The organism is Streptomyces sp. MI02-7b, from assembly GCF_033793585.1.
GTDB lineage: Bacteria > Actinomycetota > Actinomycetes > Streptomycetales > Streptomycetaceae > Actinacidiphila.
Map to the genome: position 1 here is coordinate 281,380 of NZ_JARAWX010000005.1, position 24,414 is coordinate 305,793.

Annotated in this window: 24 protein-coding genes and 1 pseudogene; 11 read left to right on the top strand and 14 right to left on the bottom strand. The window is 71.6% G+C overall.

Annotated elements, in window-relative coordinates; translation table 11 throughout:
* Positions 1–23: 23 nt before the first annotated feature.
* Together PV364_RS10330 and PV364_RS10335 are read left to right on the top strand one after the other, a co-directional pair.
* A complete protein-coding gene (locus PV364_RS10330; protein WP_319659490.1) occupies positions 24–1,289 on the top strand; it encodes a cytochrome P450 in 1,266 nt (421 codons plus the stop codon).
* A gap of 551 nt (positions 1,290–1,840) precedes the next feature.
* Positions 1,841–2,389 carry an HPP family protein gene (locus PV364_RS10335; RefSeq protein WP_319659491.1) on the top strand — a complete coding sequence of 183 codons (549 nt, stop codon included), beginning with the start codon at positions 1,841–1,843 and terminating at the stop codon, positions 2,387–2,389.
* Between the two features lie 16 nt (positions 2,390–2,405).
* Here the strand turns inward: PV364_RS10335 and PV364_RS10340 are convergent, their stop codons facing one another.
* From PV364_RS10340 to PV364_RS10360, 5 genes are all read right to left on the bottom strand, one after another.
* On the bottom strand, positions 2,406–2,948 hold the full coding sequence (locus PV364_RS10340; RefSeq protein WP_319659493.1) for a GNAT family N-acetyltransferase: 543 nt from the start codon (positions 2,946–2,948) through the stop codon (positions 2,406–2,408).
* Positions 2,949–3,045: 97 nt separating this feature from the next.
* Positions 3,046–3,615, bottom strand: coding sequence for a DinB family protein (locus PV364_RS10345; protein ID WP_319659495.1), 570 nt, complete (start codon positions 3,613–3,615; stop codon positions 3,046–3,048).
* 577 nt (positions 3,616–4,192) lie between these two features.
* A complete protein-coding gene (locus PV364_RS10350) occupies positions 4,193–5,335 on the bottom strand; it encodes a glycosyltransferase (protein ID WP_319659496.1) in 1,143 nt (380 codons plus the stop codon).
* A 919-nt stretch (positions 5,336–6,254) separates the two neighbouring features.
* Positions 6,255–6,611 (bottom strand): hypothetical protein, encoded by a 357-nt coding sequence (locus tag PV364_RS10355; protein ID WP_319659662.1) that lies wholly within the window; start codon positions 6,609–6,611, stop codon positions 6,255–6,257.
* A 10-nt stretch (positions 6,612–6,621) separates the two neighbouring features.
* Entirely contained in the window at positions 6,622–7,071 is a 450-nt protein-coding gene (locus tag PV364_RS10360) for a helix-turn-helix domain-containing protein (RefSeq protein WP_319659497.1), read from the bottom strand.
* A 199-nt stretch (positions 7,072–7,270) separates the two neighbouring features.
* Between PV364_RS10360 and PV364_RS10365 the strand changes: the two genes are divergently transcribed.
* A complete protein-coding gene (locus PV364_RS10365) occupies positions 7,271–7,759 on the top strand; it encodes a hypothetical protein (RefSeq protein ID WP_319659672.1) in 489 nt (162 codons plus the stop codon).
* On the opposite strand, the pseudogene PV364_RS10370 reads toward PV364_RS10365, so the two are convergent.
* Positions 7,717–7,999, bottom strand: a pseudogene (locus PV364_RS10370) (leucine zipper domain-containing protein); the annotation flags it as partial. The gene PV364_RS10365 and the pseudogene PV364_RS10370 overlap by 43 nt on opposite strands.
* Before the next feature lie 190 nt (positions 8,000–8,189).
* Here PV364_RS10370 and PV364_RS10375 point away from each other — a divergent pair.
* Entirely contained in the window at positions 8,190–10,337 is a 2,148-nt protein-coding gene (locus PV364_RS10375; RefSeq protein WP_319659663.1) for a LamG domain-containing protein, read from the top strand.
* Positions 10,338–10,554: 217 nt separating this feature from the next.
* On the opposite strand, the gene PV364_RS10380 is transcribed toward PV364_RS10375, so the two are convergent.
* A complete protein-coding gene (locus PV364_RS10380; RefSeq protein ID WP_319659498.1) occupies positions 10,555–10,743 on the bottom strand; it encodes a transposase in 189 nt (62 codons plus the stop codon).
* 324 nt (positions 10,744–11,067) lie between these two features.
* Entirely contained in the window at positions 11,068–11,769 is a 702-nt protein-coding gene (locus PV364_RS10385; RefSeq protein WP_319659499.1) for a TetR/AcrR family transcriptional regulator, read from the bottom strand.
* Between the two features lie 729 nt (positions 11,770–12,498).
* On the opposite strand from PV364_RS10385, the gene PV364_RS10390 reads away from it, so the two are divergent.
* From PV364_RS10390 to PV364_RS10400, 3 genes are all read left to right on the top strand, one after another.
* Positions 12,499–13,074, top strand: coding sequence for an NADPH-dependent FMN reductase (locus PV364_RS10390; RefSeq protein WP_319659500.1), 576 nt, complete (start codon positions 12,499–12,501; stop codon positions 13,072–13,074).
* Between the two features lie 334 nt (positions 13,075–13,408).
* A complete protein-coding gene (locus tag PV364_RS10395; RefSeq protein WP_319659501.1) occupies positions 13,409–13,921 on the top strand; it encodes a cupin domain-containing protein in 513 nt (170 codons plus the stop codon).
* A gap of 118 nt (positions 13,922–14,039) precedes the next feature.
* Positions 14,040–14,309 carry a helix-turn-helix transcriptional regulator gene (locus PV364_RS10400; RefSeq protein ID WP_319659664.1) on the top strand — a complete coding sequence of 90 codons (270 nt, stop codon included), beginning with the start codon at positions 14,040–14,042 and terminating at the stop codon, positions 14,307–14,309.
* A gap of 349 nt (positions 14,310–14,658) precedes the next feature.
* Here PV364_RS10400 and PV364_RS10405 read toward each other — a convergent pair whose 3' ends face one another.
* Positions 14,659–15,309 carry an LAETG motif-containing sortase-dependent surface protein gene (locus PV364_RS10405; protein ID WP_319659502.1) on the bottom strand — a complete coding sequence of 217 codons (651 nt, stop codon included), beginning with the start codon at positions 15,307–15,309 and terminating at the stop codon, positions 14,659–14,661.
* A 455-nt stretch (positions 15,310–15,764) separates the two neighbouring features.
* Between PV364_RS10405 and PV364_RS10410 the strand changes: the two genes are divergently transcribed.
* Entirely contained in the window at positions 15,765–15,992 is a 228-nt protein-coding gene (locus PV364_RS10410) for a DUF6480 family protein (RefSeq protein ID WP_319659503.1), read from the top strand.
* 108 nt (positions 15,993–16,100) lie between these two features.
* On the top strand, positions 16,101–16,589 hold the full coding sequence (locus PV364_RS10415) for a GNAT family N-acetyltransferase (RefSeq protein ID WP_319659504.1): 489 nt from the start codon (positions 16,101–16,103) through the stop codon (positions 16,587–16,589).
* Between the two features lie 7 nt (positions 16,590–16,596).
* Here PV364_RS10415 and hemC read toward each other — a convergent pair whose 3' ends face one another.
* Entirely contained in the window at positions 16,597–17,532 is a 936-nt protein-coding gene (gene hemC, locus PV364_RS10420) for a hydroxymethylbilane synthase (RefSeq protein ID WP_319659505.1), read from the bottom strand.
* Between the two features lie 115 nt (positions 17,533–17,647).
* On the bottom strand, positions 17,648–18,340 hold the full coding sequence (locus PV364_RS10425; RefSeq protein ID WP_319659506.1) for a TetR/AcrR family transcriptional regulator: 693 nt from the start codon (positions 18,338–18,340) through the stop codon (positions 17,648–17,650).
* A 188-nt stretch (positions 18,341–18,528) separates the two neighbouring features.
* On the opposite strand from PV364_RS10425, the gene PV364_RS10430 reads away from it, so the two are divergent.
* Positions 18,529–19,986 (top strand): aldehyde dehydrogenase, encoded by a 1,458-nt coding sequence (locus tag PV364_RS10430; protein ID WP_319659507.1) that lies wholly within the window; start codon positions 18,529–18,531, stop codon positions 19,984–19,986.
* Here PV364_RS10430 and PV364_RS10435 read toward each other — a convergent pair.
* Positions 19,973–21,271 (bottom strand): amidohydrolase, encoded by a 1,299-nt coding sequence (locus PV364_RS10435; RefSeq protein WP_319659508.1) that lies wholly within the window; start codon positions 21,269–21,271, stop codon positions 19,973–19,975. The two genes, PV364_RS10430 and PV364_RS10435, sit on opposite strands and share 14 nt — an antisense overlap.
* A gap of 197 nt (positions 21,272–21,468) precedes the next feature.
* On the opposite strand from PV364_RS10435, the gene PV364_RS10440 reads away from it, so the two are divergent.
* Positions 21,469–21,648, top strand: coding sequence for a thiazolylpeptide-type bacteriocin (locus PV364_RS10440; protein ID WP_319659509.1), 180 nt, complete (start codon positions 21,469–21,471; stop codon positions 21,646–21,648).
* 79 nt (positions 21,649–21,727) lie between these two features.
* Here PV364_RS10440 and PV364_RS10445 read toward each other — a convergent pair whose 3' ends face one another.
* The gene (locus PV364_RS10445) at positions 21,728–23,656 is read right to left on the bottom strand and encodes a TOMM precursor leader peptide-binding protein (RefSeq protein WP_319659510.1); all 1,929 of its coding nucleotides are present in this window, start codon (positions 23,654–23,656) and stop codon (positions 21,728–21,730) included.
* Complete coding sequence (locus PV364_RS10450; protein ID WP_319659511.1) at positions 23,653–24,414, bottom strand: ABC transporter permease; 762 nt, start codon at positions 24,412–24,414, stop codon at positions 23,653–23,655. Before PV364_RS10450 ends, PV364_RS10445 begins: the two co-directional genes overlap by 4 nt.

Genomic DNA, 24,414 nt, shown 5'->3' on the forward strand with positions numbered 1-24,414 from the left:
CACCCCCACGTTCCGGAGGCACGATGAGCCGGCAACCGGTCCTTCTCCCCTACGCCGACCCGGCCTTCGTGGCGGATCCCTTCCCGTTGTACCGGCAGCTCAGCCAGGAGGGCCCCGTGCGGCGGGCCGTCATCGCGGGCGGTGTGGAGGCGTGGCTGGTGACGCGCTTCGAGGACGGCCTCGCGGCCCTGTCCGATCCCCGGCTGAGCAGCGACGTCCGTGACGCGTCCGACCCCCGGCTGATGCGGATGCTGCCCGCCACGGAGCGCGAGTCGATGCTGCGCACCATGCTGCGTTCCGACCCTCCGGACCACACCCGGCTGCGCCGGCTGGTCTCGAAGGCGTTCACCGCCCGCCGGATCGCCGAGCTGAGGCCGCGGATCCAGGAGGTCACCGACCGCCTGCTGGACGCGATCCTGCCCCTGGGCAAGGCCGACTTCGTCGCGGACTTCGCGCTCCCGCTCCCCGTCACCGTGATCAGCGAACTGCTCGGGGTACCGTCCACCGACCAGGGCGACTTCCAGCGGTGGACCGACGAGATGATCCTGCGCGGGGCGGAGCCCCCGGACCCGGTGAAGGTCGACGCGGCCTGGCGGCAGATGCGCGCCTACCTGGTCGGCCTCCTGGACGACAAGCGCGCCCGGCCCGGCGACGACCTGCTCAGCGCGCTCATCACCGCCCGCGACGAGGAGAACCGGCTCGACGAGGACGAGCTGATCGCGATGTGCTTCCTGCTGCTGGTGGCCGGCTACATCACCACGGTCAACCTGATCGGCGGCGGCATCGCCGCGCTGCTCGCCCACCCCGAGCAACTGCGCATGCTGCGGGACGACCCGGAGCTGCTGCCCGGCGCCATCGAGGAGTTCCTGCGCTGGGACGGTCCCGTGAGCCCCGGCATCGCGCGCTTCGCGCGCGAGGACCTCGAGATCGCGGGCACCGCCGTCCCGCGCGGCGCGACCGTCCTCGTCGCCTCCGCCATCGCCGACCGCGACCCGCAGCGCTTCCCCGACCCGGACCGGCTCGACATCACCCGGGGCGACAGCGCCCACCTGGCCTTCGGGCACGGCGTCCACTACTGCCTCGGCGCCCCGCTGGCCCGCCTGGAGGGCCAGATCGCGATCGGCACCGCCTTGCGCCGCCTGCCCGGGCTGGCCCTCGCCGTGCCTCCGGAGGAAGTCCGCTGGCGGCTGGGCGGTCTGCGCGGGCCGTCATGGCTGCCGGTCACCTTCACGCCGGGGGCGCCCGGTGTCCCGGGCGGGGCGGGGGCCACGGCCGACGTGGCGTCGTAGCGGGCGGGACGCGGGCCCTTCGCGGGGTGGGGCGCGCCGCGTCGGTGGCCGCGTGTGCGGGGGCGCCGCGTCGTCACCGGGCCGGACCACGCCCCGACACGCCTCGCCGGGGACCGCATGGACCGCTCCGGCGCCGCCCCGTGGCCCCGTACGGCCAGTGCCCTCGACGGCGCGCGGGGTGTGGCCGACGGCGGGCCGGCGCCGGGCGCGGGCGGGCGAGGTGGGCACCCAGGGAGAGGCACACCGAGCCGGCGCGCATCCGGAAGGGCTCCTGGCCGGCGCCGCGGGGCGGTCCTGCCGGGGCCCGCACACGGGCGGAGGTGCCTCGATAGGCGGGGTCGATCAAGCGATAAAAAGCCGCATTTGGACAGGTGGCGGACCGGGGCATCAGGCTTTCGGCGTGCCCCCGTCCTCGCGGACGACGAACCCGCCGTGGTCCGGCAGTCGGGGCCGGATCCGAGGTGTCCCCGTGTTGATTCCACGCGTTCCTCAGCCGTGCGCCGCGTCCGTCACCCGCCCGACGGCGTGCCGCCACCGGGAAGGGCGGCGTCATGGCGACTAGTAGCCCGCCCGGGACGGCGCAGGCCGAGACGGCGCAGGCCGGGTCCGTTCCGGCCCGGTGGTGGAAAACGGCGGAACCGCGGCCCGCGCGGCGCACGGTCGTCTCGGCGGCCGTGACCACGTCGGTGGGGCTGGCCGTCGTGGTGGCCGCCGGGACACTCCTCCACCAGACGGTCCTGGTGCCGCCGCTCGCGGCCACGGCCGCGATCGTCACGGCGACTCCCGGTTCCCCGCTCGCGCAGCCGCGGCACGTCCTCGGCGGCCACATGCTGTCCTGCCTTGTCTGCTTCGTGGTGCTCGCCCTCGGCTGGCACGGCCCCTGGGCCGCCGCCGCGGCCTGCGGCATCGCCTGCGGGCTCGTACTCGTGCTCAAGGCGGCCCATCCGCCCGCGATGGCAACCGCCGTCATGATCATGCTCACCGACCCGCCGGCCCACCGCTTCGTGCCCCTGCTGGCCGCCGGGCTGGCCCTGCTGGTCGGGGTGCAGATGGTCTCCTCGCGCCTGCGACGCGAGGTCTACCCCACCGCGTGGTGGTGAGTCCGTACGAACTGGGTCAGGCCTGTTCAGCGGGACGCGCCACCGCACTCGGCGGTCGGGACATGAGGACGTCGATCGGGTCCTCGGCCTCTGCGACGAAGCCGTGGCGTTCGTAGAGCCGTCGTGCGGCACTGCCCTGCAAGACGTTCAAGCCCACGACCACGGCCTGCGCGTCGGCCCGGTCCAGCACCGTGCGCAGGACGGCCGATCCGAGCCCCCGGCCCTGGTGGGGCGGAGCCAGGTAGAAGTGCTCCAACCAGTGCCTGCCCTCGGTGGGCCGAACCGTGATGCACCCCGCGAGTGCGTCATCGACCATGACGATCGAGGTGTGCCGGGTCGAGAACGAATCCCGGAGCCGCTGCCGCACCCTGTGCTCGTCGTAGCGTCCCAGGCGTTCCAAGTCCCCACGCATGACCGTGGCCCGCAACTCCGCGATCACCTCGACGTCCGCCGCCGTCGCCGACCGCAGCGTCCACCAGCCCGTGGTGCAAGCCGAAGCCCCCCTTTCAGGGATCGCCGTGCCCGATCCCGCCTCCGTCGCACTCGCCTCGACGCCCATGGCCGAAGTCTCCCAGACTCCGCGTTCGCGACCGCGACCGCCGAAGCGAAGCGCCGGCCTCGGCGCCCTGGCCGATCTCGGGCCCGGTTACCGGAAGTCATGTTCGGCCCGGTACGGCTCCGTCCTGCCGGCGGTAGAGGTCGCGCAGCAGGGAGATCTCGGCGCCATGGTGGATCAGCTCCCTGTTGACGTGCAGGACGATGCCCTCCATGGGAAACCGCTCGAGACCCGCCGTGGGCGGATTCTCCAGGTCGGTGTCCGAGAGCTCGCGGACCCCCGCGTTCCATCTCCCGTACATCTCATCGAGCTGTTTCAGCGCCTCGTCAGCGGTCCCCGCGTAGGCGAACGTCCGGGAGTCGACGTCCTGGCCGCCGAAGTGCCATCCGACCCGATAGCCCAGGCAGGAGACGATGATGTGCGCCAGCCGCCAGGCAATCGTGGTCACCGGCGCCGGCACCGGGTCAGGGTCAGGGGAAGCGGAGTCCATCGTCCAGTCCCCCGAACCTGCCGACATCCGTGCGGCCGACGTGTCCCGTGGGCGGATGCTCCAGCAGCCGCGCACCGGCTCCCAGAAGTACTCCTCATCGGTAAGACCGTGCAGCCGCGGCCGCAGGTTCTTCTGCCAGTGCCGGTCCAACTGGTCCGCGAGCCGCTCACTTCTCGTCATTTCCGCACCCTACAAAGAGCGGAGACCCGGCTGCGACCCTCGCGGACGCCGTGGCCGGCCGTGAGCCGCGGGAGGGTGCCGCACCGGGAGATGACACCGGGCGCCCAGGACCCGAGCGGACACACCGGCGTCTGCCAGGGTCCCGGTCTGATCTCGGTACGGGGACAGGGCCGACGGAGTCCGGGCTTCCGGGAGACGCCCGGGTCGTGAGCGACGCGTGGAGGAGGTATGCCGAGTGGGCCGGGGACGTACCGGTGTCAGTGGGCCCTGGCGATGTGCGAGGCGACCGCGATGTCCGGCGTCGTGATCGTGGCGATGGTCATCGGCCAGACGGGCACGCCTGTCCGGTGGCTCGGCGCGACAGCCTCTGTGCTGCTCGCCGTGGCCGCATTGATCATGGCAGCGGGGGCCTGGAGCGTGCGTCTGTGGGTGACGGCGGCGCCGCGGATCCTGGTCGACGTGTGCCTGGCCGTCCTTCTGGTCCGCCTCGGCGTGGAGAAGGCACGAAGGGCAGGGCCGTTCCATGCCGGGGGCGCGACGCGTCGTGGACGGGCCCCCGGGGATGGTGGGGCGCGCGCTAGCCGACGACGGAGGCGATGAGGCGTTCGGCCACCTCCGGAGCCGCCGGCATGGCCGCGATCTCGTCGTGCAGGCGTTGCGCCGCCGCGGTGAACTCGGGCTCGGCGAACAGCCGGACGACCGCGGCCGTGACCGCTTCCGGCGCCTGTTCGCCGATCGGCAGCGCCAGACCCGCTCCCGCGGCGTGCAGACGGAAGGCCTGACGCTGCTGCCCCGCGGTGGCGGGGACGACGACCGCGGGGATTCCGCGGGCCGCGGCCGCGAACGTGCTGCCGGAACCGCCGTGGTGCACGACGACCGATACGCCGTCGAGCAGTTCCGCCGCGGGCACGAAGGAGACCAACTCGGCCCGGCCCGGCTCCAGTCCGAGGTCCTCGACGGAGGCGCCGCCCGACGTGGCCACCAGGTCCACGTCCAGGGCGCTCAGCGACCTGAGCATCGGGCCGAGCATGAGGGCCGCTCCCCGGGTGGTGGTGAGACTCACGAGCACGCGCGGTCGGCCTGTTCCGGGGACCCGGGGAACGCGGGGCGTCCCCTCGGGACTCCGGTGGGGTTCCGGCCGCAGGGCGATGCGTTCGAGGGGCGGCATGACACCGTCGCGCTGCAGGCTCGGCGGGCAGAGGTCCAGCAGCCGGCTGCCCGAGGGCGCGTGAGCCGGGGCCTGCAGACCGCGGTCGAGGTAGCGGGTGCCGGCCGTCGAGGCCAGGGCGTCCAGGAGGACGGGTTCCAGCGCCGGATCGATGCCCATGACGGCGGACGGCACCTTGAGCACGGCGGCGACCAGCGGTCCCACGAAGTCGCAGTGCTCGGAGACGATCAGATCGGGCTCCCATCCGCGCGCCCCGGCGAGGGCCTCGTCGACGGACAGGTCGACACGCGCTCCGGCGAAGAACTCCGCGACCACCTGCGGCGACGGGCCGGTCCGCAGGTCGACGCCGGTGCGCCGGGCCACCGCCGCGGTCACCACGTCCGTCGGCGGACCTGCGGGGATCAGCTCGAACCCCGCCTCCCCGACCGAGCCCGCCATGGTGCCGGCCGAGACGAAGGCAACGGCGTGCCCCTGCTTCCGCAACGCCCGTGCGAGCGGGAGCAGGGGCAGGAAGTGGCCGGTCAGCGGGTTGTTGAACAGGAGGATGCGCATGGAGTCGAGATCACCTGCGTGCTGGTGCCACCGGGGATGGCCGCTGTGGACGGACCGTGGTGCCTCTGCGACGCGCCGGTCCGTGTCCTGCCCGGGTCAAGGGCCTGCCCGGCGCGCGACAGGGGGCCTGGCGGACCTCGAGACCCGGATTTCCGGGACTGATTGTCCGAGCAAGCATATGTCATCACTTGACCCGTCAAGTACATGGCCCCTGGCGTGGCGCACCTCCCCCTCGTGCCCCCTGGCGCCGGCGGCCCGCCGCTCGTCAACGCGCCGGGCCTGTTCCCAGGGGTCGCCCGACTGCAGGCCACGGTTCGCGGGGGTACACAGTCAGGGCTGCGCCCTTGCGGATCTGCGTGCCGTTGCCGCCGTCCTCGAACGACCCGGGGAACTGCGGCGCGCCGCCGTCGAACGGGTCGAGCGCCCACACCTCGACACAGGTGATCTCTCCAGTGCGCTCGCCGTTCGGCGTCGTCGCAGCGGACCCGGGTGCCGATCTGCCGGGCGCACCGCTCGCCGGTGTCGCCGCACAGCCCGAGCGTGCCCGTCGGGGCGTAGGCGGCACCGGTGCTCGGGGCCGCGCCGTCCGGCGCCGAGCAGCGCACGGCGCACGGGCGTAAGGAGTATCCGAACGGGCCACACCGGCATCCCTGCGCTTCGCCAGATCAAGCACGAAGGCCCCCACCGCGGTGAGGGCCTTCATCGAGCGCCGGCCAGGACTCGCACCTGAACCTCCCGATGTGGGCCCGGGGGTGCCGCTGACACCACCAACGCGCGGGCCGGTCGCGCCGCTGCTCGAAGCGACGACAGCTCCGGAGCTTACTCAGCTTCCGTGATCACGTCTGACGGCCCGTCAGAATGATGCGTTCCCTTGCGTACGACCGGGAGTCGGGCGGAAATACCGGCCGGCAGCCCGCACTCAGCCGTGGGTGATGGATTGCTCGATGAGGGCGACGGTGGCACGAGGGTCGTCGACTTCGACGATGAGGCGGTCGTAGGTCTCGGCGTCGGCGAGTTCGATGACGATCGCCTTGTCCGGGTTCTTCACCTGCCAGAAGATGCGGTCGCCGTCGTGACGGAACCGCCCGGCGGTCATCACTCCGGGGAGATGGGTGCCGCCGACACGGATGCCCTTCGGCTCGCGGGCGATGCCGGGGTCATGGGTGGCGCCGCGCACATGGGCCAGGGGGACTTCCAGGCGGCTTTTATGAGTCCAGAGCTTGTAGAGGCCCTCAAATTCCGCGGCCAGGAGGCCGTGTTCACGATTGATGGAGATCCGGGCCGTGTCAGTGCTCCTTGAGGGTGTCGGGCTGGACGCGCAGGCGCAAGCGGGCGCCGAGAACGGCAGAGGCGATGTGAGGGGCCGCCTCGCCATGGGAAGGCCGTAGGGCATCTTCCAGTGCGGTGATGGCGTCCGTGACCATCGTGGCGACTTCCGGGTCGTGGGGTGCCCGTTCCACGGCGGCCATGAGGAGCAGGCCGGCGGCGGGGCCGTTGTCATAGGAGGCGATGGCCGCCGTCAGGGCCTGCGCGGGGTCGGCGAGAGTGGCGATGGCGGTAGTGGCCGGGCGGATCTCCCGCTCGAGGTGATTGCTCAAAGCTCTCAGATGGAGGCTCCGTTTGGAGCCGAAGACTTTGTAGAGACTGCCCCGGTGGATGCCGGTGGCGATGACCAGGTCGTCCACCGAGGTGCCCTCGTAGCCGCGAGCGGCGAAGAGGGCGGCCGCGGTCGTCACAGCCTGATCTGTGTCAAAGGTGCGTGGCCGTCCCATGTCCTCGACCTTACAACGTAAGAGAATGACCAGTCAAGAACGAGCGTTCCTTTACTGATGGACGCAGCCTTGAGGAGGTGCGGACCGCGCCTCGTGGTGGGGCCGCGTGCTCGAGGTGCCGGGCGACCGCCCGCCGAGCCAATCACCGCGCGGAGGGTGCGGGGTGGCCGTCTCGCGCGGCCAGGGCGCCGCGTACTGGCGGCACGTCCGGGCCGGTCCGGCCGAGCAGACATGGCGCGCCTACGGCGAACTCGCACAGCGTCGTCTCCGGCCGGACGAGGAGCACGGCGACAGGCTCGGACAACTCGCCGAACGCGAGGCCGAATTCGTCAAGGAGCCAGCAACGCGGCCGATCCACGTGACCGGCATGGCCATGCGCCTTGGAGAGACCCCGATCGCACCGGGGAAGGAGCGGCACGCCCGGACCACTCTGAGAGAGGGGTACGACCAACTCGCCGACGAATTCAACCAGCTCGTCCAGGAGACGACGCAGGACCGGACGGCTCCCTTCACCCGCACCCCAGCAGAAGCGCGCCCGGTCCCGCGACTCATTCCGACGAATCATCGCAGATCAGACGGCATCCGTTGCGCCGATACCTGCAGGGGCGGGAGGATCGGGCCGATGCGGGCCGGTCCGAGCTTGCGTTCCTGACGCAGCCGACACACCTGCTGTTCGGTGGCAGCCGCCGTTTTGTGCGGTGTCGAGTGCGGCCGGCTGGAGCGGTCGAGCAGACCGGATGCGCCCTCGACCGCGAACCGGCGGACCGACCTGTGGGCAGTGGTGCGCGATACCCCCGTCCCGGCCGCGACAGAGCAACGGGACGGCCCGAGCGGACACGCTCGACCAGCAGTCGCTGCCGTGAACGGCCAGGCGGGCATTGCGGTGGAACACGGAGACCTCCGGGGCGGTGCGGTCCTAGACAGCTCCACCACACCGGAGGTCTTCGCCTTGGTAAAGCCCGCCTCGGTGTCAACAACACCAACGGGAAAAGCCTTTCGGCGGTGTCAGCGGTCTCTGTTAATTTCATGCGGCTCGTGTGATCCACGAGCTTCGAAGACTCACAGGGGAGGGACGCTTGACCATGTTCGGAAGGACGGGCAGACGCAGACGGATGGTGGTGGGGAGCTGCGCTGCCGCGCTGCTGGCCGGGGCTGCCGGTACGGCGCATGCGGTGGACAATCTGCCGCCGAAGCAGCCGCTCGTCCAGGACCTCCAGACGCAGAGTAAGGCCTGCGCCACGGGCGACGACACGCCGTACGTGTCGCAGCCGCCGAGGCTCAGCGCCATGTTGTACGACCCCGAGGAAGACAACCAGCCCAGCGAATCCAGCCCGCTCAGCGGTGAGTTCGAAGCGTGGTGGACGGACGCAGCGGGAGTGGAGCAGCGCCGTACCTACACCACGATCACCTTGCCGTCGGGCTCGCGTTTTTACTGGACGATGCCGACCGGCATCCCGGCGAATACGGTCGTTTCCTGGCACGTCCGCGCGGACGACGGCAAGGCGACCTCCGCGTGGAGCGATGACGGCGGCGGCTCGGTCTGCTCGTTCGTGTACGACGACGCGAACCCTGAGAAGGCCACGATCAGCTCCCCCGAGTACCCCAACCCCGACCAGGTGTTCTGGGTGGACGGTGTGGGCGTCTACGGCCATTTCACCATGGACTCGCCTTCCGACGACGTGGTGTCGTACACGTACGGCTTCATCGGCGGCCCGTACGGGACCGTCTCCGCGGGGCGGCCGGGCGCAGCAGCAACGATTCCGTACCTGCCGCTCACTTCAGGGCCCAATTCGCTGACGGTCCGCGCCATCGACAGGTCGGGCCGAAGCAGCGGAGAGTCCTCGTACGACTTCAACGTTAAGTACGGGCGTGCCCCTGTCGCCCGTTGGAAGCTGGACGACCCGGCAGGCTCCCGCTCGGCCTCCGCCGAGGTGGGCACCGCGGCACGTGCCGGCATCGGCGTGACCTTCGGCGGCCCGGCGCCCACAGGCATCGAACCCACCGCCACCGCCAGCCTTGACGGCAGCGGCCACGGCTTCCTGACCACGGACGCCCCCGCCACCGACATCAGCAAGACCTTCGCCGTCAGCGCTTGGGTGCGGCCCGCCGAAACAGGCCGGAATATGACCGTCGCCAGCCAGGACGCGGACGGAAAGCCCGGCTTCAGCCTCGGGTTGCGCAGCCAGCATCCCGGTCCCGTCTGGTCGTTCGCGATCGCCGACGCGCGAGTGTCCGGTGGCGCGCCCGAGACCGGCGAGTGGGCCCATCTGACGGGGCTGTACGACGCGGAGACGGGTCGCGCGCGGTTGTACGTCAACGGCCAGGAGGTGGGCACCGCGGCAGAAGCGGCCCCCGCCGCGACGGCCGGCGCGTTCCAGATCGGACGCGCCCGTGGGACCACCGGTTACCGTGAGCGGTGGCACGGTGACATAGGTGATGTACAGGTCCACGACCGGGTCGTGGTGCCGGACGAGGTGGCCGAACTGGCACGGCGCACCCCGCAACTGCTCGGCCACTGGTCGCTGGAGAACGCGGCGGATGGGACGAGCCCCGAGCAGTCGGACGGTGCGCCGCTGCGGCTCGGCTCGGGAGCTTCGATCTACCGGGGCTCCGACAATTCCTGTATCCCGGACCTCGACCCCGACTGCACCTACACGCCGCCGCCGCTCGTCGGCGACGGACATCTGCACCTGGACGGTGAGACGGGGTACGCCGCCGCCGACGGGCCTGTCGTGGACACCGGCGACAGCTTCACCCTCGGCGTCGTCGTCCGCCTCGCGGACTTCGAGCCCGCCCACCCGATGACGGTGCTCTCGCAGGCCGGCGTGCACACCGACGCGTTCAAGGTGCGCTACGACCCGTCCACGTACAAGTGGCAGCTGGTGATGCCGGAGAAGGACGAGGCCGGAGCCCCCGAGAAGGTGGTGTCACAGATCGCGAGCGCGGACGGCGGCGAGGGCCAGGGGCAGCGTCTCGCCGTGGTCTACGACGACGGGACCGACACGATCAAACTCTTCCTCGACGGTTACACCAACGCCGAGGCCACGGCGAGCCTCCCCAACGGCTGGCACAGCACCGGCGCCCTCCAGCTCGGCAGGGCAAAGGTCGGTGACGGCTGGGGCGAGTACCTCCACGGTGACGTGGACGAGCTCCAGGCCTACTCCGGTGCGCTGCGGGACGCGCAGGTAGTGGGTCTGGGCACGGGTTTCAACCCCTGCCTGGTGTGTTGATCCGTCCGTCCTGAAACCAGGCCCGACGGCCCGCCGAACCCCAGGTTGCGGCGGGCCGTCGACTGTTGCAGGACTCGGCGAGGACACCGTTCCGGAGTACTGGCGGACCCTCCCGCAGCGAGGGATGCCGTCCTTGGGGAAGCCGGTGTCATCCACCACCCGTACGTGCGGTCGCACCACTGCCACTGCCCGACGGGCCGGCTTCCCCCGCACCGCATCAACCGGCCAGGAGGGACGTCATGTACTGCCGCACCTGCTGATGGTCCACACCACCGAGCCGTCCGGCCATCGGCTGCATCGACTTCCGGCGCCTGTCCAGCAACAGCCCACGCAGATACGAACCACCCTTGACCCGCTGATCCGCACGCGTCAGCGGCGCAAGCACCTCCCCGGCGAACTCCTCCAACCGGCTCCGAAATCCGGCTGATTCATCCGGCCTCATGACCCAGCGAACCACCAGCCCAACCACCTGACCAGACACGTAACAACGTCCTGCCAGGACTTGCCCCACCGATGAGGACGATGGGGGAACCGTGGACGGGGGTGGCGCAGGCGGTGTCATGATCACGCCCGTGTCCGGCGCCGGTTCGGCGCGTACTGGGGGAGCATGGAGCTGCTGTGACGAGGGAAACCGCGCGGCCCGTCGTGGAGGCATCCGACGCCACGACCGCCCCGGTCTTGCGTCAGACCAGCGAAATCCGAGCACGGCATTCGGAAAGAGAACGGCCTTTCAGGCGCTTTTACTTGACGAGCAGTCGTCGGCTCGGATCGAAGGCCAGAGGGCCGCGACTACCCGGTCGGCGTGGTCCGCAGGTGTGCTCCGACCAGTCAGCAAGTAGTCGCCGAAGTAACTGCCGAAGCAGAGAACCACTGTGGCGTCGAGATCCGCATCCACCCGCACTGCACCGGCATGCTGCAAATGCTGCAACGTCTGCTTCAGCTCTGCGCACCGCGGATGAATGCCCTGCTCGCGGAACTGCTCGAACAGCGCCGGCTCGCGCTCGGCATCACCCATGAAGTTGCCATGCAGGGCCATGGCCCGCTCATTGTGGTAACGAGGGTCAAGCCGTTCGACGGCCCTGGTAAAAGCCTCCACCGGTGCCAAACCGTCCACGTCCAGGGGCGGATAGGCCTCGCGCTGCCTCTGCAGGCCGTAAGCCAGCGCATCGACGGCCAGCTCGTACTTGTTCGACCAGCGTCGATACAGAGTGGGGCGCGTCACCCCGGCGTCTGCCACCACGTCGCCAATTGTCATCCTTGTGTAGCCATCGGTGGCCAGGCGTTTGCGAGTGGCTTGGAGAATCGCCTCCTCGATCGCCGGATCTCGGGGCCTGCCGCCAGTGCGCGGGGAGCGTTGCGCCGACGCGTTCGCCGTTGCTTCTGGCGTGCCCTCTCCATGCGGCCCGGCTGTCGCCCGGTCCCTGCTGCTCACAACACGTCTCTCCCCTGTCGGCGACCCACGGGTCTTACATTACTGACTTCAGCTCATCGGGGTGAATCGTCACGAAGCCCCTGATGAGTGGGTCGGCGACCGCAGCCGTGTGGTGTGCGATACGCGGAGGGGGCGGGCCGATCCCGGCGGGGCGCCGGCGCGGAAGTCGCGGCCGCTGCGGGTAATCCCCCACGCCGTACGCGAGCTCGTCGCCGGACGCGAGTGACTGGGAGCGTTCCTGCTGCCTGCCCACTCGCCCGATCTCGACGCCGCCGGGTGGACATGGGCACACGTCGAACACAGCCTGGCCAACCCTGGCCGTGGTAGCGCTCGACCGGCTCGAAGCCCTCGTCCGCAACCGGCTCAAGCGCTTGCAGTAGCGGCCCCGCACCCTCGACGGCTTCACAGCCGGTACCGGCCTGCCCTCGACGAACCCGTGCGACCCTGCCGAGCCGAAGTCAGCGGCCACCTCTGAGGTGACAGTCACGATGTTTCGTTACACACATTGACTGTAACGAAACCCTGATGCAAGATTGCCCAGTCGGACAGCGCCGCACCACTACAACGCTGAGCCCGTCGATCTCCAGCACCAGTGGGCCGGGTCGATCATGCGCTGGTACACGACCCGCCAGGAAACCTTCCCGCCATCGGCGTCTACCCGCGGTCGCCCCCCGTCCCCAGCCGTCGGCTGCCCGCCGCACCCCTTGACCAACCTGAGGATCCACCGCCATGTCCAACCTGACCTTCCTTGCCGTTTCCGGCAGCCTGCGCCGCACTTCCCACAACACTGGCCTGCTGCGTGCTGTGCGGAACCTGGCTCCGGCCGGCGTCACCATCGACCTGTACGAGGGACTCGGCTCGCTCCCATTCTTCGATCAGGACCTTGAGAGCGGTCCCGAACCTGCCACCGTCGCAGACCTGCGCCGACGCGTGCGAGAGGCCGACGGCATCATCATCGCGACCCCTGAATACAACTCGGCCATTCCAGGCGTCCTGGTGAATGCCCTCGACTGGCTGTCACGGCCCACTGACCAGCCTGTCCTGGGGGTCAAGCCCGCCGCCGTTCTCGGCGCCTCCCCTTCCCAGTTCGGCACCGCCCGCGGCCAACTGGTCCTGCGTCAGATCCTGCACCGCATGCATGTCCCGGTGGTGGCTCACCCGGAGGTCACCGTCTTCCAGTCCCATCGACGTTTCGACACCAACGGTTGCTTCCTCGGTGACGAAGTGACCGAGGGTCTGCTGAGCACATTGCTCGCGGAGCTCGTCATTTTGGCAGGGCGCGCACACCCGGCCGGCGTCGTCTGAATCAATCGCGGTACCAGCGCGTCATGAACCATTCGAGCGTAGGCAGCAGCGCGGGCCGCCAACCGAGCCGTCAGGCCGAAGGAAGTCTGCCGGGCGGATCGGAGGCAAAAAAGCGGCAGCAACCAGGCTCGGGGTGCCGCAATAAGGGTGATCAGTGCGTGGGCGAGTACACCCCGGACAGTTCCCCTAGGTGCCCTGCGAATCCACCGACGTGGATCGCCGATCATCTGTGGGCTTCCTGGGCAACCAGGCAGCCCGCAAGTGCCTCAGGGCGAGAGCCATGCGCCCATCACTCAAAAATTCCAACAATGTAGGACACAAGGGAGTTGACAGCGTGAACATCACCCCTATCCCTCCTGTCACGGTCGTGCCTCCGGGGGAAGGTGAACATGTACACATTCCCGGCTTCGGGGCTACTTTCAAGATTTCGAGTAGCGAGACGTACGGGGGCGCGTCAATCGTCGAGCACCCATTTGAAGTGGGCACTATCAGCGCGCCCCACATGCACAGCCGCAAGGACGAATATTCCATCGTCGTAGAAGGAGAGATCGGCTTTCGCTCCGATGAATCCGAAACGGTGCTCGGCCCGGGTGGGTATATCGTCAAGCCACGCGGCCAGATGCACGCCATGTGGAATGCGGGCCATGTCACCGGACGGATCATCGAGATCATCATCCCCGGCGGCTTCGAACGCTACTTCCGCGACCTCGCCGAGCTGATGGCCGCAAGTACCACCGACCGGTCCGCATTCACCGAACTCGCTGCGAAGTACGGACTGACCTACGGGCACCCGGAATGGCTGGACGACGTCGTCCGGCGCTACGGCCTCACCCCGCCGACACATTGACGAGGCAGCCCCCCCGACAATGCGTCCAGGACCACATACCGATCATCAACACATCATAGTGCGAGCAGCGAAGGGTGTCATAGAGAGAAATATCGAGGACCCCGATCTTTCTCCCGCAATGATCGCCGGGATACTGGGCGTATCCCTCCGAACACTGCACCGCTCTTTTTCTGCTACAGACGAATCGATCATGACGTTCATGCGTCGACGGCGGTTGCAGAACGCGCACGACGATCTCTTGAGATGCGGAAATCCCGTCGGGGTGTCCGAAATAGCGGCTCGCTGGCATTTCTCGGATGCCAGCCATTTCATCAGAGCTTTCAAGGCGGCGTACGGAACAACTCCCGCGGCGTATCTGCGGACCGGGACGTCCAAGCCGGCGTCGTAGGACGGCGTCCGCGACGGACCGGTCTGCGTCCGCGACGCGGTCGGTCGGGCGACCGCGGAGGGAGCCGGCGGCGGCGTCGGTCCCAGCGCCGCAGGAGGTCGTCGGCGGCGTCCTGCGCCGGCTCGACGAGGTGGTCCGGCCCGCGGACCGGGCCGGGTGCCTCGGCATGCGGTCGGCCGGCCGAAGAAGGGTCAGCGGGCGGCGAGACGCTGTCGGTGTGCTCGTCGACTGCCGATCCGGAGGCGGGGGCGGCCCGGGTCGGGGGCGGCCGGAACGGCAGCCGGGTGCCGGCCCTCCACGCGGAGGAGCCGGCACCCGGGCCGATGAACAAGGTGTCGTGCGGGGCTCGTCAGTGACGGGCGGCGCGACGCTTGCGGTTCGCGAAGAGCAGACCGCCACCGGCGAGCAGCGCGACAGCGGCGCCACCGGCGAGGAGCGGGGTGGAGCTGGAGGCACCCGTCTCGGCGAGATCGGCGGCGGGCGAGGACTCGCCACCGGCCGGGGAGGGTGCAGCCTCGGACTCACTCGCGCTCGCGTCAACGGTCGGGGACTCGCTGGGCGCGGGCGACTCGGTGGTCGGGGTGGCCGACGGCGTGGCGCTCTGCGACGGGGACTGCGGCGTCTGCGGGGGCGTGACCTGGCAGGCCGGGGACGTCTTGGTGTCGCTGAACGAGTAGCGGGCGCCGTCGCCGGCCTTGACCGTGAGGGTGACCTCGATCGGGCTGGTGTGCCCGGGCAGGGTCACGTGGTCCCTGTGGAACGCCGCACCGAAGGTCTCGGTGGGAAGCACGTCCTTGCCGTCCACGGTGATGGTCACCGTGTTCTCCACACCGCCGTTGTAGGCCTTGAGGTCGACGAACGTGACCTCGGAGCAGTTCACGTCCCAGTTGGGAGTGTGCGCCGAGGCGGGCGCGGCACAAAGGCCGAGCCCGATGATGCTGGTTGCTGCGGCCGCTATGAGCACGCCGGGGCGCGGCCGGATTCGGGGGGATAGGGTCACTGGATCTCCAGGCTGTCGTTATCCGATGCCATTGGCGCGCAGAGTACTCTGCCGCGTCACACGTCCCTCAGCCGCCCCATAGGTTGACTCCTGTCAACAGCCGTGATGCCCGGCTCATGTTATTTCCGGGCAATCGGAGCAGCCTGTGCGGGATACGCCCGTTGCGTGGCCACTCGTCCGCACGGCCGTCCGCGTGCGGACGCACCGCGGGCCGACGAGCGCCTCTCCACGGGCGGCTGACCCCGCGGCAGGGGGCGGGGGCCCGGGCTCGCGGCGCCCCACGACCCGGTCCGACCCGCGCGGCCCCCTAGGCGAACCCGCAGGTCACCTGGGCCGCGACGGGCGCGGTGACGCCGCGCGGCCTACCATCGAAGGACAGGGCAGAGCGCGGCAGGGGCCGCCGTCCCGGGCGGGCCCCCGGTGCCGCGGTCATCCGCACATCGGGAGTGATGCACATGCCGACCACGAACAGCGGCCCGAAGCTCGCCCGCCAACTCCAGCCGCACCGCGAAGGGATACCGCCCACGCCCACGCCGCCGTGCGAGAGCAGCACCACGGCCGGCATCTCCTACACCGAGCCGCCGGAGGTGCGGACCGCGTGGGAGGTCGTCTCCCTCATCCTGATCTTCGCCGTGGCGGCACTCATCGCCGTGGGGCTGATCGCCCGGGTGGTGGCGATGTAGCCGCGCGCTCCCCGGCCCACGGACGCGGACGCGGACGGAAGACGGCGGACGAAGGACGGCGGGACGCGTCCCGCTCCGGGGGCGGAACCCGCCGGTATGCTGCCGGGCATGATCAGGCTGGAGCGGCTCACGGAAGGTCACGCGGACGCGCTGCTCGCCTTCGAGCGGGCGAACCGGGAGTGGTTCGCCCGGTCCGTGCCGGACCGGGGCGACGCGTATTTCGCCGGGTTCGCCGCGCGGCACCGGGCGTTGCTCGCGGAGCAGAGCGCGGGGACGTGCCACTTCCACGTCGTGCTCGACGAGCGGGACGAACTGGTGGGGCGGGTCAATCTGGTGGACGTGGCGGACGGCGCGGCCGAACTCGGTTACCGGGTCGGGGAGAACGCGACGGGCCGTGGGGTGGCGACCGCCGCGGTCGCGCAGGTGTGCCGGCTGGCGGCCACCGCGTACGGGTTGCGCACGCTGGACGCGGTGGCCGCGCTGGACAACGCCGCATCCCGGGCCGTGCTGGCGCGCAGCGGTTTCACCGCGGTGGCGGACGTGACCGTGAACGGCCGTCCCGCCGTCCGCTACCGGCTGCCCCTCGACACTTCCTGACGGTACGTCAGTGCGCGATGCTGTCGATCAGTTCGCGCGCGCCCTGCCGCAGGAGGGCCACCGCGACCGACGTGCCGAGCGTGGCCGGGTCGAGCGGGCCGGCCCATTCGTGCGCGTCGAGGACGGTTTTGCCGTCGGGCGAGAAGACCCGGGCGCGCAGGGAGAGCCGGCCGTCGCGTTCGGCACGGGCGTAGCCGGCGATGGGACTGTTGCAGTGGCCCTGCAGCACGTGGAGGAACATGCGTTCCGCGGTGGTCTCGCGGTGGGTGGCGGGGTCACCGAGGTCGCTGACGGCGTCGATGGTGGCGGTGTCGTCCTCGCGGCACTGCAGCGCCAGCACGCCGGCGCCGATGGGCGGGATCATCGTCTCGACCGGCAGCACCTCGGTGACGACGTCGGCCCGCCCGATGCGTTCGAGGCCGGCGACGGCGAGCAGGAGGGCGTCGGCGGCCCCCTCGGCGAGTTTCTCCAGGCGGCGGTTGGCGTTGCCGCGCAGCGGGACGCAGGTCAGATGGGGGTGCGAGGCGGCGAGCTGCGCGACGCGCCGGACCGAGGAGGTGCCGATCCGGGTCCCGTCGGCCAGCGCGTCCAGGGTGAGACCGCCCGGGTGCACGAGGGCGTCGCGGATGTCGTCGCGCTTGAGGAACGCGGAGAACACGGTGCCGGCGGGAAGCGGGCGGTCGGCGGGGATGTCCTTGACGCAGTGCACGGCGAGGTCGGCCCGGCCCTCCAGGAGGGCGGCGTCGACCTCCTTGGTGAACGCGCCCTTGCCGCCGAGCCGGGCGAGGTCGCCCATCCAGCGGTCACCGGAGGTGGTGACGGGCACGACCTCGGTGGTGATGCCGGGGTGGAGCGCGCCCAGTTCGGCGCGGACCCGCTCGACCTGGGCGAGGGCCATGGGTGAGGAGCGGGAGACGATGCGGATGAGGTCCGGGACAGCCATGTGACCACGGTACGGCGGCGCACGCCGGCCCGGGCGACCGGGCCGAAGCGGCCACCCGCGGTGACGAATCCGGCTAAGCTGCGCGAGCTCCCAACAGCCCGGCCGGGTCTGCCCGTCAGGGCGTCGCGCGCTCGCACAGGAGCCCCGCGAGCGCCGCGTGCAGCATGGTGCCGAGCGACTCGGCGAAGTCGACGCGGGCGTCCGCGAGGCAGGGGTCCCCGGTGGCCTCGACGACCGCGGGCGAGGGGTTGGCGAACGGCCACAGGCCCGCGGTCAGCACGACGGAGATCCGGGTCAGTTCCCTCGCGGCGGCCTCGCCCAGGCCCGGCAGGCGGTCGCCGGCCATGCGGGCCAGCCGGGCACGGTGCTCCGCCTCGCGGAGCTTGAACGCGCGGACGGACGCGACGGAGACGTTGCGCTCCAGGACCGCCGCCAGGATGCTCCACAGCTCGCACAGCAGCGGCCGGCGGGCCAGCGAGTCCGCCCAGGCCCCGGCGAGCGCGCGGGACGCGACCGCCGGCCCGTCCGGGCCCGGCACGGGCGGCAGTTCGCCCTCCAGCGCGTCGAGCCAGTCGCCGATGGAGCGGTCGAGGAGTTCGAGGAAGACCGCCTCGCGGGTCTCGAAGTAGCGCACGACGTTGGACTTGGAGAGCCCGACGCGGCGGCTGAGCTCGCGCAGGCTGACCTCGGCCGCGGGCATCTCGCGGAGCAGCGCGGCGGCGGCGTCGAGGATCGCCTCGCGGCGCTGCTCGCGCTGTTCGGGGCGGCGGGCGCGCTGGAACGCGGCGGCGTCCTGTGGCTGGCTCACGGTGCCGGTCCCCCTTCTCTCGGGCTCTCAGGTGCCTCGGGCGTCCTGCGGCCGTGTGGCCACCGTTACAGCGTAACGGGCCGCCGGGCGCTTATTAACGGGCCAGCGGACTGTTAACGTGGAAGAGGTAAGAGACCGGCGTCCCTTTATCTCGGGACGCACCACCCTGCCCTCGAGAGAGAGCCCTCATGACCGTCTCCCCCTCCGTCACCTCCTTCGACCGGCTGTTCATCGGCGGACGCTGGGTCGCCCCCGCCGGCACCGGCACCATCGAGGTCCGCTCGCCGCACGACCGGCGGCTGGTCGGCGTCGTTCCCGAGGCCGTCCCCGCCGACGTCGACCGGGCCGTGGCCGCCGCCCGCGAGGCCTTCGACCACGGGCCCTGGCCGCTGACGACGCCCGCCGGGCGCCGCGCGGTGATCAGCCGCTTCAACGAGCTGCACACCGCGCGCGGCGAGGAGCTGGCCGCGCTCGTCACCGCCGAGAACGGCTCGCCCCTGTGGTTCACCCACTGGCTGCACACCGGCGGGATCGCCGAGCAGACGGCCGCCTATCTGCGGGCCTCTGAAGGGTTCGGCTGGGAGGAGGAGCTGCCCTCCGCCGGCTCCGGCCGCACGCTCGTGCGGCGCGAGGCGGTCGGCGTCGTCGCCGCGGTGATCCCGTGGAACGCCCCGCACCAGTCGGCGCTGGCCAAGCTCGTCCCGGCCCTGCTCGCGGGCTGCACGGTGGTCCTCAAGGCCGCGCCCGAGACCGCGGTCGACGCCCTGGTGCTCGGCGAGCTGTTCGCGGAGGCCGGGCTGCCCGAGGGCGTGCTGAGCATCCTGCCCGCCGGGCGTGAGACCAGCGCGTACCTGGTCGCCCACCCCGGCGTCGACAAGATCGCCTTCACCGGGTCCACCGCAGCCGGCCGGCGGATCGCCTCCGTCGCCGGGGAGCAGCTCAAGCGCGTCAGCCTGGAACTGGGCGGCAAGTCCGCGGCCGTCGTCCTGGAGGACGCGGACCTGGCCGCGGTGACCGAGGGCCTGAAGTCGGCGTCGCTCGGCAACAACGGCGAGGCCTGCATCGCCCACACCCGGATCCTGGCGCCCCGCTCGCGGTACGAGGAGGTCGTCGCGGCGGTGGCGTCGATGATGGAGGGCATCAGCGTCGGCGACCCGTCCGACCCGGCCACCTACCTCGGCCCGATGGTCCGCGCCGACCAGCAGGCGCGCGTGCGGTCCTACATCGACCTCGGGATCGAGGAGGGCGCCCGCCTGGTGACCGGCGGCCCCGGGATGCCGGAGGGCCTGGAGGAGGGCTACTACGTGCGGCCCACGCTCTTCGCGGACGTGGACAACTCCATGCGCATCGCGCAGGAGGAGATCTTCGGCCCGGTGCTGGTCGTCATCCCCTTCGACGACGAGGACGACGCGGTGCGCATCGCCAACGACTCCCCGTACGGCCTGAGCGGCGGCGTGTGGACGTCCGACACCGAGCGCGGGCTCGCCGTGGCTCGGCGCATCCGCACCGGGACGTTCTCCGTCAACGGCGGCTTCGGTGGGTTCGACGGGCCGTTCGGCGGCTACAAGACCAGCGGCATCGGCCGGGAGTTCGGCGCCGCGGGCCTGGGCCAGTACGTCGAGCAGAAGACGATCAGCGCGGCGTGACCCCCGGTCCGAGGAATGCCAGGGCCGCCGCCGTCAGGGCGGTGATGCCGGCCGGGACGGCCAGGCGCGGGTCGGTGCGGAAGTCCGGTGCGTGGTTGGGGGGCAGGGCCGCCATCTTCTCGGCGGCGCTGCCCCCGGGGGTCCCAGCCCACTGGCGGGGGCCGGTGCAGCCGAACATCCAGTAGGCGGTCCGGACGCCGCCCGCGCCGTGCAGGGGCGCCCCGGCGGGGCCGAACAGCGGGAAGTCCTCGGTGGCCGTCGACGCGGGCCAGAGCGCTACGCGCCCTTCTCCGAGGGCCTGTTCGTGGGCGCGGCGCACCGCCTCCGCGGCCCCGGCGTCCGGGACGGTGGGGGGTGACTGCGCCAGCACCCGGACCGACGGCTCGGCCGGGCACCGCGAGGCCGCGCACTCGGCGGCGGCGATGCGCCGCACGGCGGCCTCCACACGGTCGAGTGCGGCATCGGTGAAGGCCCGCACCGAGACCTCCAGCGTGGCCCGGTCCGGGACGATGTTGCCCCGGACACCGGCGTGCAGGGAGCCGACGGTGAGCACGACCTGCTCGGCCGGGGCGGTCTCCCGTGACACCACGGTCTGCAGCCGCAGCACGATCGCCGCGGCGGCGACGACCGGGTCCACCGAGAGATGCGGAGCGGCCGCGTGCCCGCCCGAGCCGTGGACGACCACTTCGAGCAGGCGGCTGCCTGCCAGCACCGGCCCGTGCGCGTGGGCGTGCGCGACCATCCCGGCGGGCAGGGGCGCGGCGTGCTGGGCGAGGACGACGCCGGGGGTGGCGAACCGCTCGTAGAGGCCGTCCTCCAGCAGCGCGCGGGCACCGCTCAGGGTCTCCTCGGCGGGCTGGCCGACGACCATGAGCGTGCCCGACCAGTGGTCCGCCGCGCCCGCCAGCAGGTCGGCCGTTCCCGTCAGGCAGGCGAGGTGCAGGTCGTGGCCGCAGGCGTGCATGACGCCGTCGTGCTCGCTGGCCCAGGCCAGACCGGTGGTCTCCCGCACGGGCAGCGCGTCCAGTTCCGCGCGCAGCATGACCACGGGTCCGGGGCCGTTGTCCAGCAGTCCGACGACGCCGTGCCCGCCCACGCCGCCGGTGGTCCGGTAGCCGGCGGCGGTCAGGCGGGCGGTGACGCGCGCCGCCGTGCGCTCCTCGGCGCCGGACAGTTCGGGGTGGCGGTGCAGGTCGAGATGGTCCTCGACGGCCGGGCGCAGGACGCCGGGCAGGCCGTCGAGGACCGCGGTGGCGGCGGGGGAAGTGGGGGCTGCGGGATTCACGCCGGGGGCTCCTTGTCCTTGCGTGCGCATTGGTCGCTGAGGGGGCGCGAAGGGGGCTGACAGCGAGGTGACAGCGGGACGTGGGCCATCTGCCAGCGGGCGTCGGTAGAACTGAATCCGGTACCGCGCACGGGTGTTCCGCTCGATCCACCCGGGCCCGGGCCGCTCCCGCCACGTTCACGTTGAGGAGGACCACCATGTCGCCGCAGCCGAAGTCCCTCGCGTCGCTTGCCGACGAGATCCTGGAGCTCGAGTCCGAGACCTTCGAGATCACCGACTACTCCGACGCCAGCGAGGTCATGCTGGGCTCGTCCACCAGCTGCAGCAGCACCAGCACCTGCAGCAGCACCACCAGCACCACCAGCTGCACGGCCTGATCCGGCCCTCGGCCCCCTGTCCGGCGGTTCGCGCCGCCGGACAGGGGGCTTCGCCGTGCGCGCCGGCCCGGCCCGGTCGTCAGGGGAACGGGTGCGGGACCCGGCGCAGTTCGGCCTCGGACAGGTCGGTCTCCCGCAGCCCGGCCCGGCGGAAGGCCGAACGCAACCGGGGCATGGTCAGCGCCCGTTGCCGGGACCAGCCGAAGTCGATCGGCAGCAGGCCGGGGACCAGGGTGCACACGGTCCGCAGGCCCATGCGCTCCTGCTCGGGTGTGGTCTGGTCGACGGCGATGACGTCGAAGCCCGCCCCGGCGAGCAGGTCCCGGCACAGGGCGACGTCGTCGAGCAGGTCGCCGGTCCGCGGGCACAACTGCTCCCAGTCGGCGTACAGTTCCTCCAGCGACCGCACCGCGGACGGTTCGAGGTAGCTCGCGGCGTGCCCGGCCATGCGGGGCAGCCCGAACAGCGCCGCGTGGTCCGGCAGTCGTCGCACCAGGTCGAAGTCGTCGGCCATGGCGTCCAGTTCGTCCGGGCGTTCGCGGACCTGGCCGGGCAGGTGCGGGATGTAGGTGAGGATCTCGGAGACGGCGGACTCCACGGCCGTCTCCGGGTCGAAGGCGGCGCCCGCGGCGAACGCCAGGGTGCCGGGGCCCCCGTCGCAGCGGACCGCGAGCCCGGTGGCGACGGGCACCGGAAGGTCGACGCGGTTGTCGAAGACGTGCACGTCGTAGCCCTGGAGCGCGGCCCGGTCGACCATGGCGCGGGTGGTGCCGCGGGCGAGTGAGCCGAGGTCGATCTCGGTCAGGGGCGCGTTGCCGTACCAGCCGAGCAGGAAGGCGTCGCGCTCGATGAGTTCGAGCAGGCCGAACAGGACCGCCTCCTCCGTGCAGCTGCCGATGGCGCAGCCGTTGGAGCACTCGAAGACGAAATTGTCGGCGGCCAGACCCGCGCTGTAGTGCACCAGGCGGGCGGGGACGAGGACGGGGCGTTCGTCGCGCAGCGACCAGCCCGGCACCCACGGGATCGGCCGGTCGGGGGCGAAGGGGCTGAGCAGGGGGTCGCCGCGGTAGGTCCCGGGGGCGTACAGGCCGCACGCGCGCGGATCGAGGGCCCGGTCCCCCAAGGTGTCCCAGGCGGCGGTCAGCAGGGGCGCGCGGCGCCTGCGGTGGGTACCGGCGTAGCGTTCCAGCCCCTCCAGGAAGGCCAGGTCGCGGCTGGCCCGGAAGGAGTTGGCCTGTCCACTCCAGGTGACGTCGGTCAGTCCCGCGTAGCCGCGCATGAAGACGCTGCCGGCGACCGGCGCGGTGGTCGGGGACTTCACGTCGGTCCAGGTGGCGGCGCCGAGCACACCGCACACCGGGTTGGCGAGGGCCTGGGCGGGCAGCTCGTACGAGCGCGGGGAGCGCAGCCGGTAGGCGTCGGGCGAGGGCTTGGGCCGGGGGACGGTCCCCGTCGGCGCGGTCGCCGCCTCGGCGGCCGGGGCGCACCGCGGGCAGAGCGGCTCGCGCAGCAGCGGCACCGTGGCGACCTGGAGGGTGGCCAGGTCGAGCCGGACGACGCGGGGCAGCGGCCCGTCGGCGCGGCGCGCGAGCGCGGCGGCGTACAGGGACGCGACGGCGTCGACGACGTACTCCGGCAGCACCGGCCACCGCCCCGCGGCGCTCGCGGGGCTGCCGGTCTCCCAGGCCTCGCGCTCGGAGCGGGTGCGCAGGCGCTGCCAGCGCATCGCCAGGCACTGGCCGCAGGCGTCCTCGGCGGGGTCGGTACCGGCGAACGGGCCGATCAGGACGGCGTCGTGGGTGAGGTGGACCACGGCGTCCGCCCGGCGGTCCGCGTGGGGGTCGCGGCCGGGGTTGAGGGTGTCGACGGCGCCGAGCGGCACCACGTCCGGCGCCGTCGTGAGGTGGCGGGCGGCCAGGGCGTCCCGCAGGGTGCGGGCCGCGGCGTCGGTGGGTGTCCCGGGCGTGTGGGGCGGCGCGGCCGCGGGCGCGGTGGGTTCGGCGGTCATCCCCGGTTGCTCCAGCGGAAGGTCCGGGCCGCGACGAGCGCGAACAGGGCGGCGAAGCCGACCAGTCCGGCACAGGCGACGGCGAGGTCGGAGGCGCTGCCGTGGTGGGTCTGCGAGAGCACGCCGAGCACGCCGTCGTTGAAGTAGCGCAGCGGCAGGGCGAGCGCGATGTCCCGCAGCCAGCCGGGCATCAGGTCGCTGGGGTAGAACGACCCGGACAGGAACGCCATCGGCACCATGACGCAGTTGGCGATCGCGGCGACGGCCTCGGGTGTGTCGGCGAGGCTGCCGACGACGAGCCCGAGCGCCATGAACGTGGTGATGCCGAGGATCAGCACCGGGATCACCAGCGGCCAGCCGGAGGCGAGCTCCAGGCCGAACAGCGGCAGCAGGGCGACGCCGATGAACAGGGCGGCCTGCACGAGGCCCACGCCGATGGCGAGGGCGTAGCGGGAGGCCAGCACGGACGGCAGCGAGGTGGGCGTGCGCCAGATCAGCCGGAGGATGTCGTCGCGGCGCCAGTGCATCATCGTGAACGCCACACCGAACATGGCGGCGTTGCCGACGCCCCAGGACAGCACGCCGGGCGCGATGTAGTTGATGTACGGCGGGCCGCCGTCCTCGACGGTCTGGCCCTTGAAGATCAGCCCGAAGACGACGAGGAAGAGCAGCGGGAAGGCGAAGGTGAAGAAGACGGTGGTCTGGTCCCTGACGTAGGCGCGGTAATTGGCCTTGGTCAGTGCTGCGTACGCGCTCAC

Coding starts and splice junctions, on each gene's coding strand:
- PV364_RS10330 (WP_319659490.1), top strand. CDS start 24: ATGAGCCGGCAACCGGTCCTTCTCCCCTACGCCGACCCGGCCTTCGTG.
- PV364_RS10335 (WP_319659491.1), top strand. CDS start 1,841: ATGGCGACTAGTAGCCCGCCCGGGACGGCGCAGGCCGAGACGGCGCAG.
- PV364_RS10340 (WP_319659493.1), bottom strand. CDS start 2,948: ATGGGCGTCGAGGCGAGTGCGACGGAGGCGGGATCGGGCACGGCGATC.
- PV364_RS10345 (WP_319659495.1), bottom strand. CDS start 3,615: ATGACGAGAAGTGAGCGGCTCGCGGACCAGTTGGACCGGCACTGGCAG.
- PV364_RS10350 (WP_319659496.1), bottom strand. CDS start 5,335: ATGCGCATCCTCCTGTTCAACAACCCGCTGACCGGCCACTTCCTGCCC.
- PV364_RS10375 (WP_319659663.1), top strand. CDS start 8,190: ATGTTCGGAAGGACGGGCAGACGCAGACGGATGGTGGTGGGGAGCTGC.
- PV364_RS10390 (WP_319659500.1), top strand. CDS start 12,499: ATGTCCAACCTGACCTTCCTTGCCGTTTCCGGCAGCCTGCGCCGCACT.
- PV364_RS10400 (WP_319659664.1), top strand. CDS start 14,040: ATGATCGCCGGGATACTGGGCGTATCCCTCCGAACACTGCACCGCTCT.
- PV364_RS10410 (WP_319659503.1), top strand. CDS start 15,765: ATGCCGACCACGAACAGCGGCCCGAAGCTCGCCCGCCAACTCCAGCCG.
- PV364_RS10415 (WP_319659504.1), top strand. CDS start 16,101: ATGATCAGGCTGGAGCGGCTCACGGAAGGTCACGCGGACGCGCTGCTC.
- hemC (WP_319659505.1), bottom strand. CDS start 17,532: ATGGCTGTCCCGGACCTCATCCGCATCGTCTCCCGCTCCTCACCCATG.
- PV364_RS10430 (WP_319659507.1), top strand. CDS start 18,529: ATGACCGTCTCCCCCTCCGTCACCTCCTTCGACCGGCTGTTCATCGGC.
- PV364_RS10440 (WP_319659509.1), top strand. CDS start 21,469: ATGTCGCCGCAGCCGAAGTCCCTCGCGTCGCTTGCCGACGAGATCCTG.
- PV364_RS10445 (WP_319659510.1), bottom strand. CDS start 23,656: ATGACCGCCGAACCCACCGCGCCCGCGGCCGCGCCGCCCCACACGCCC.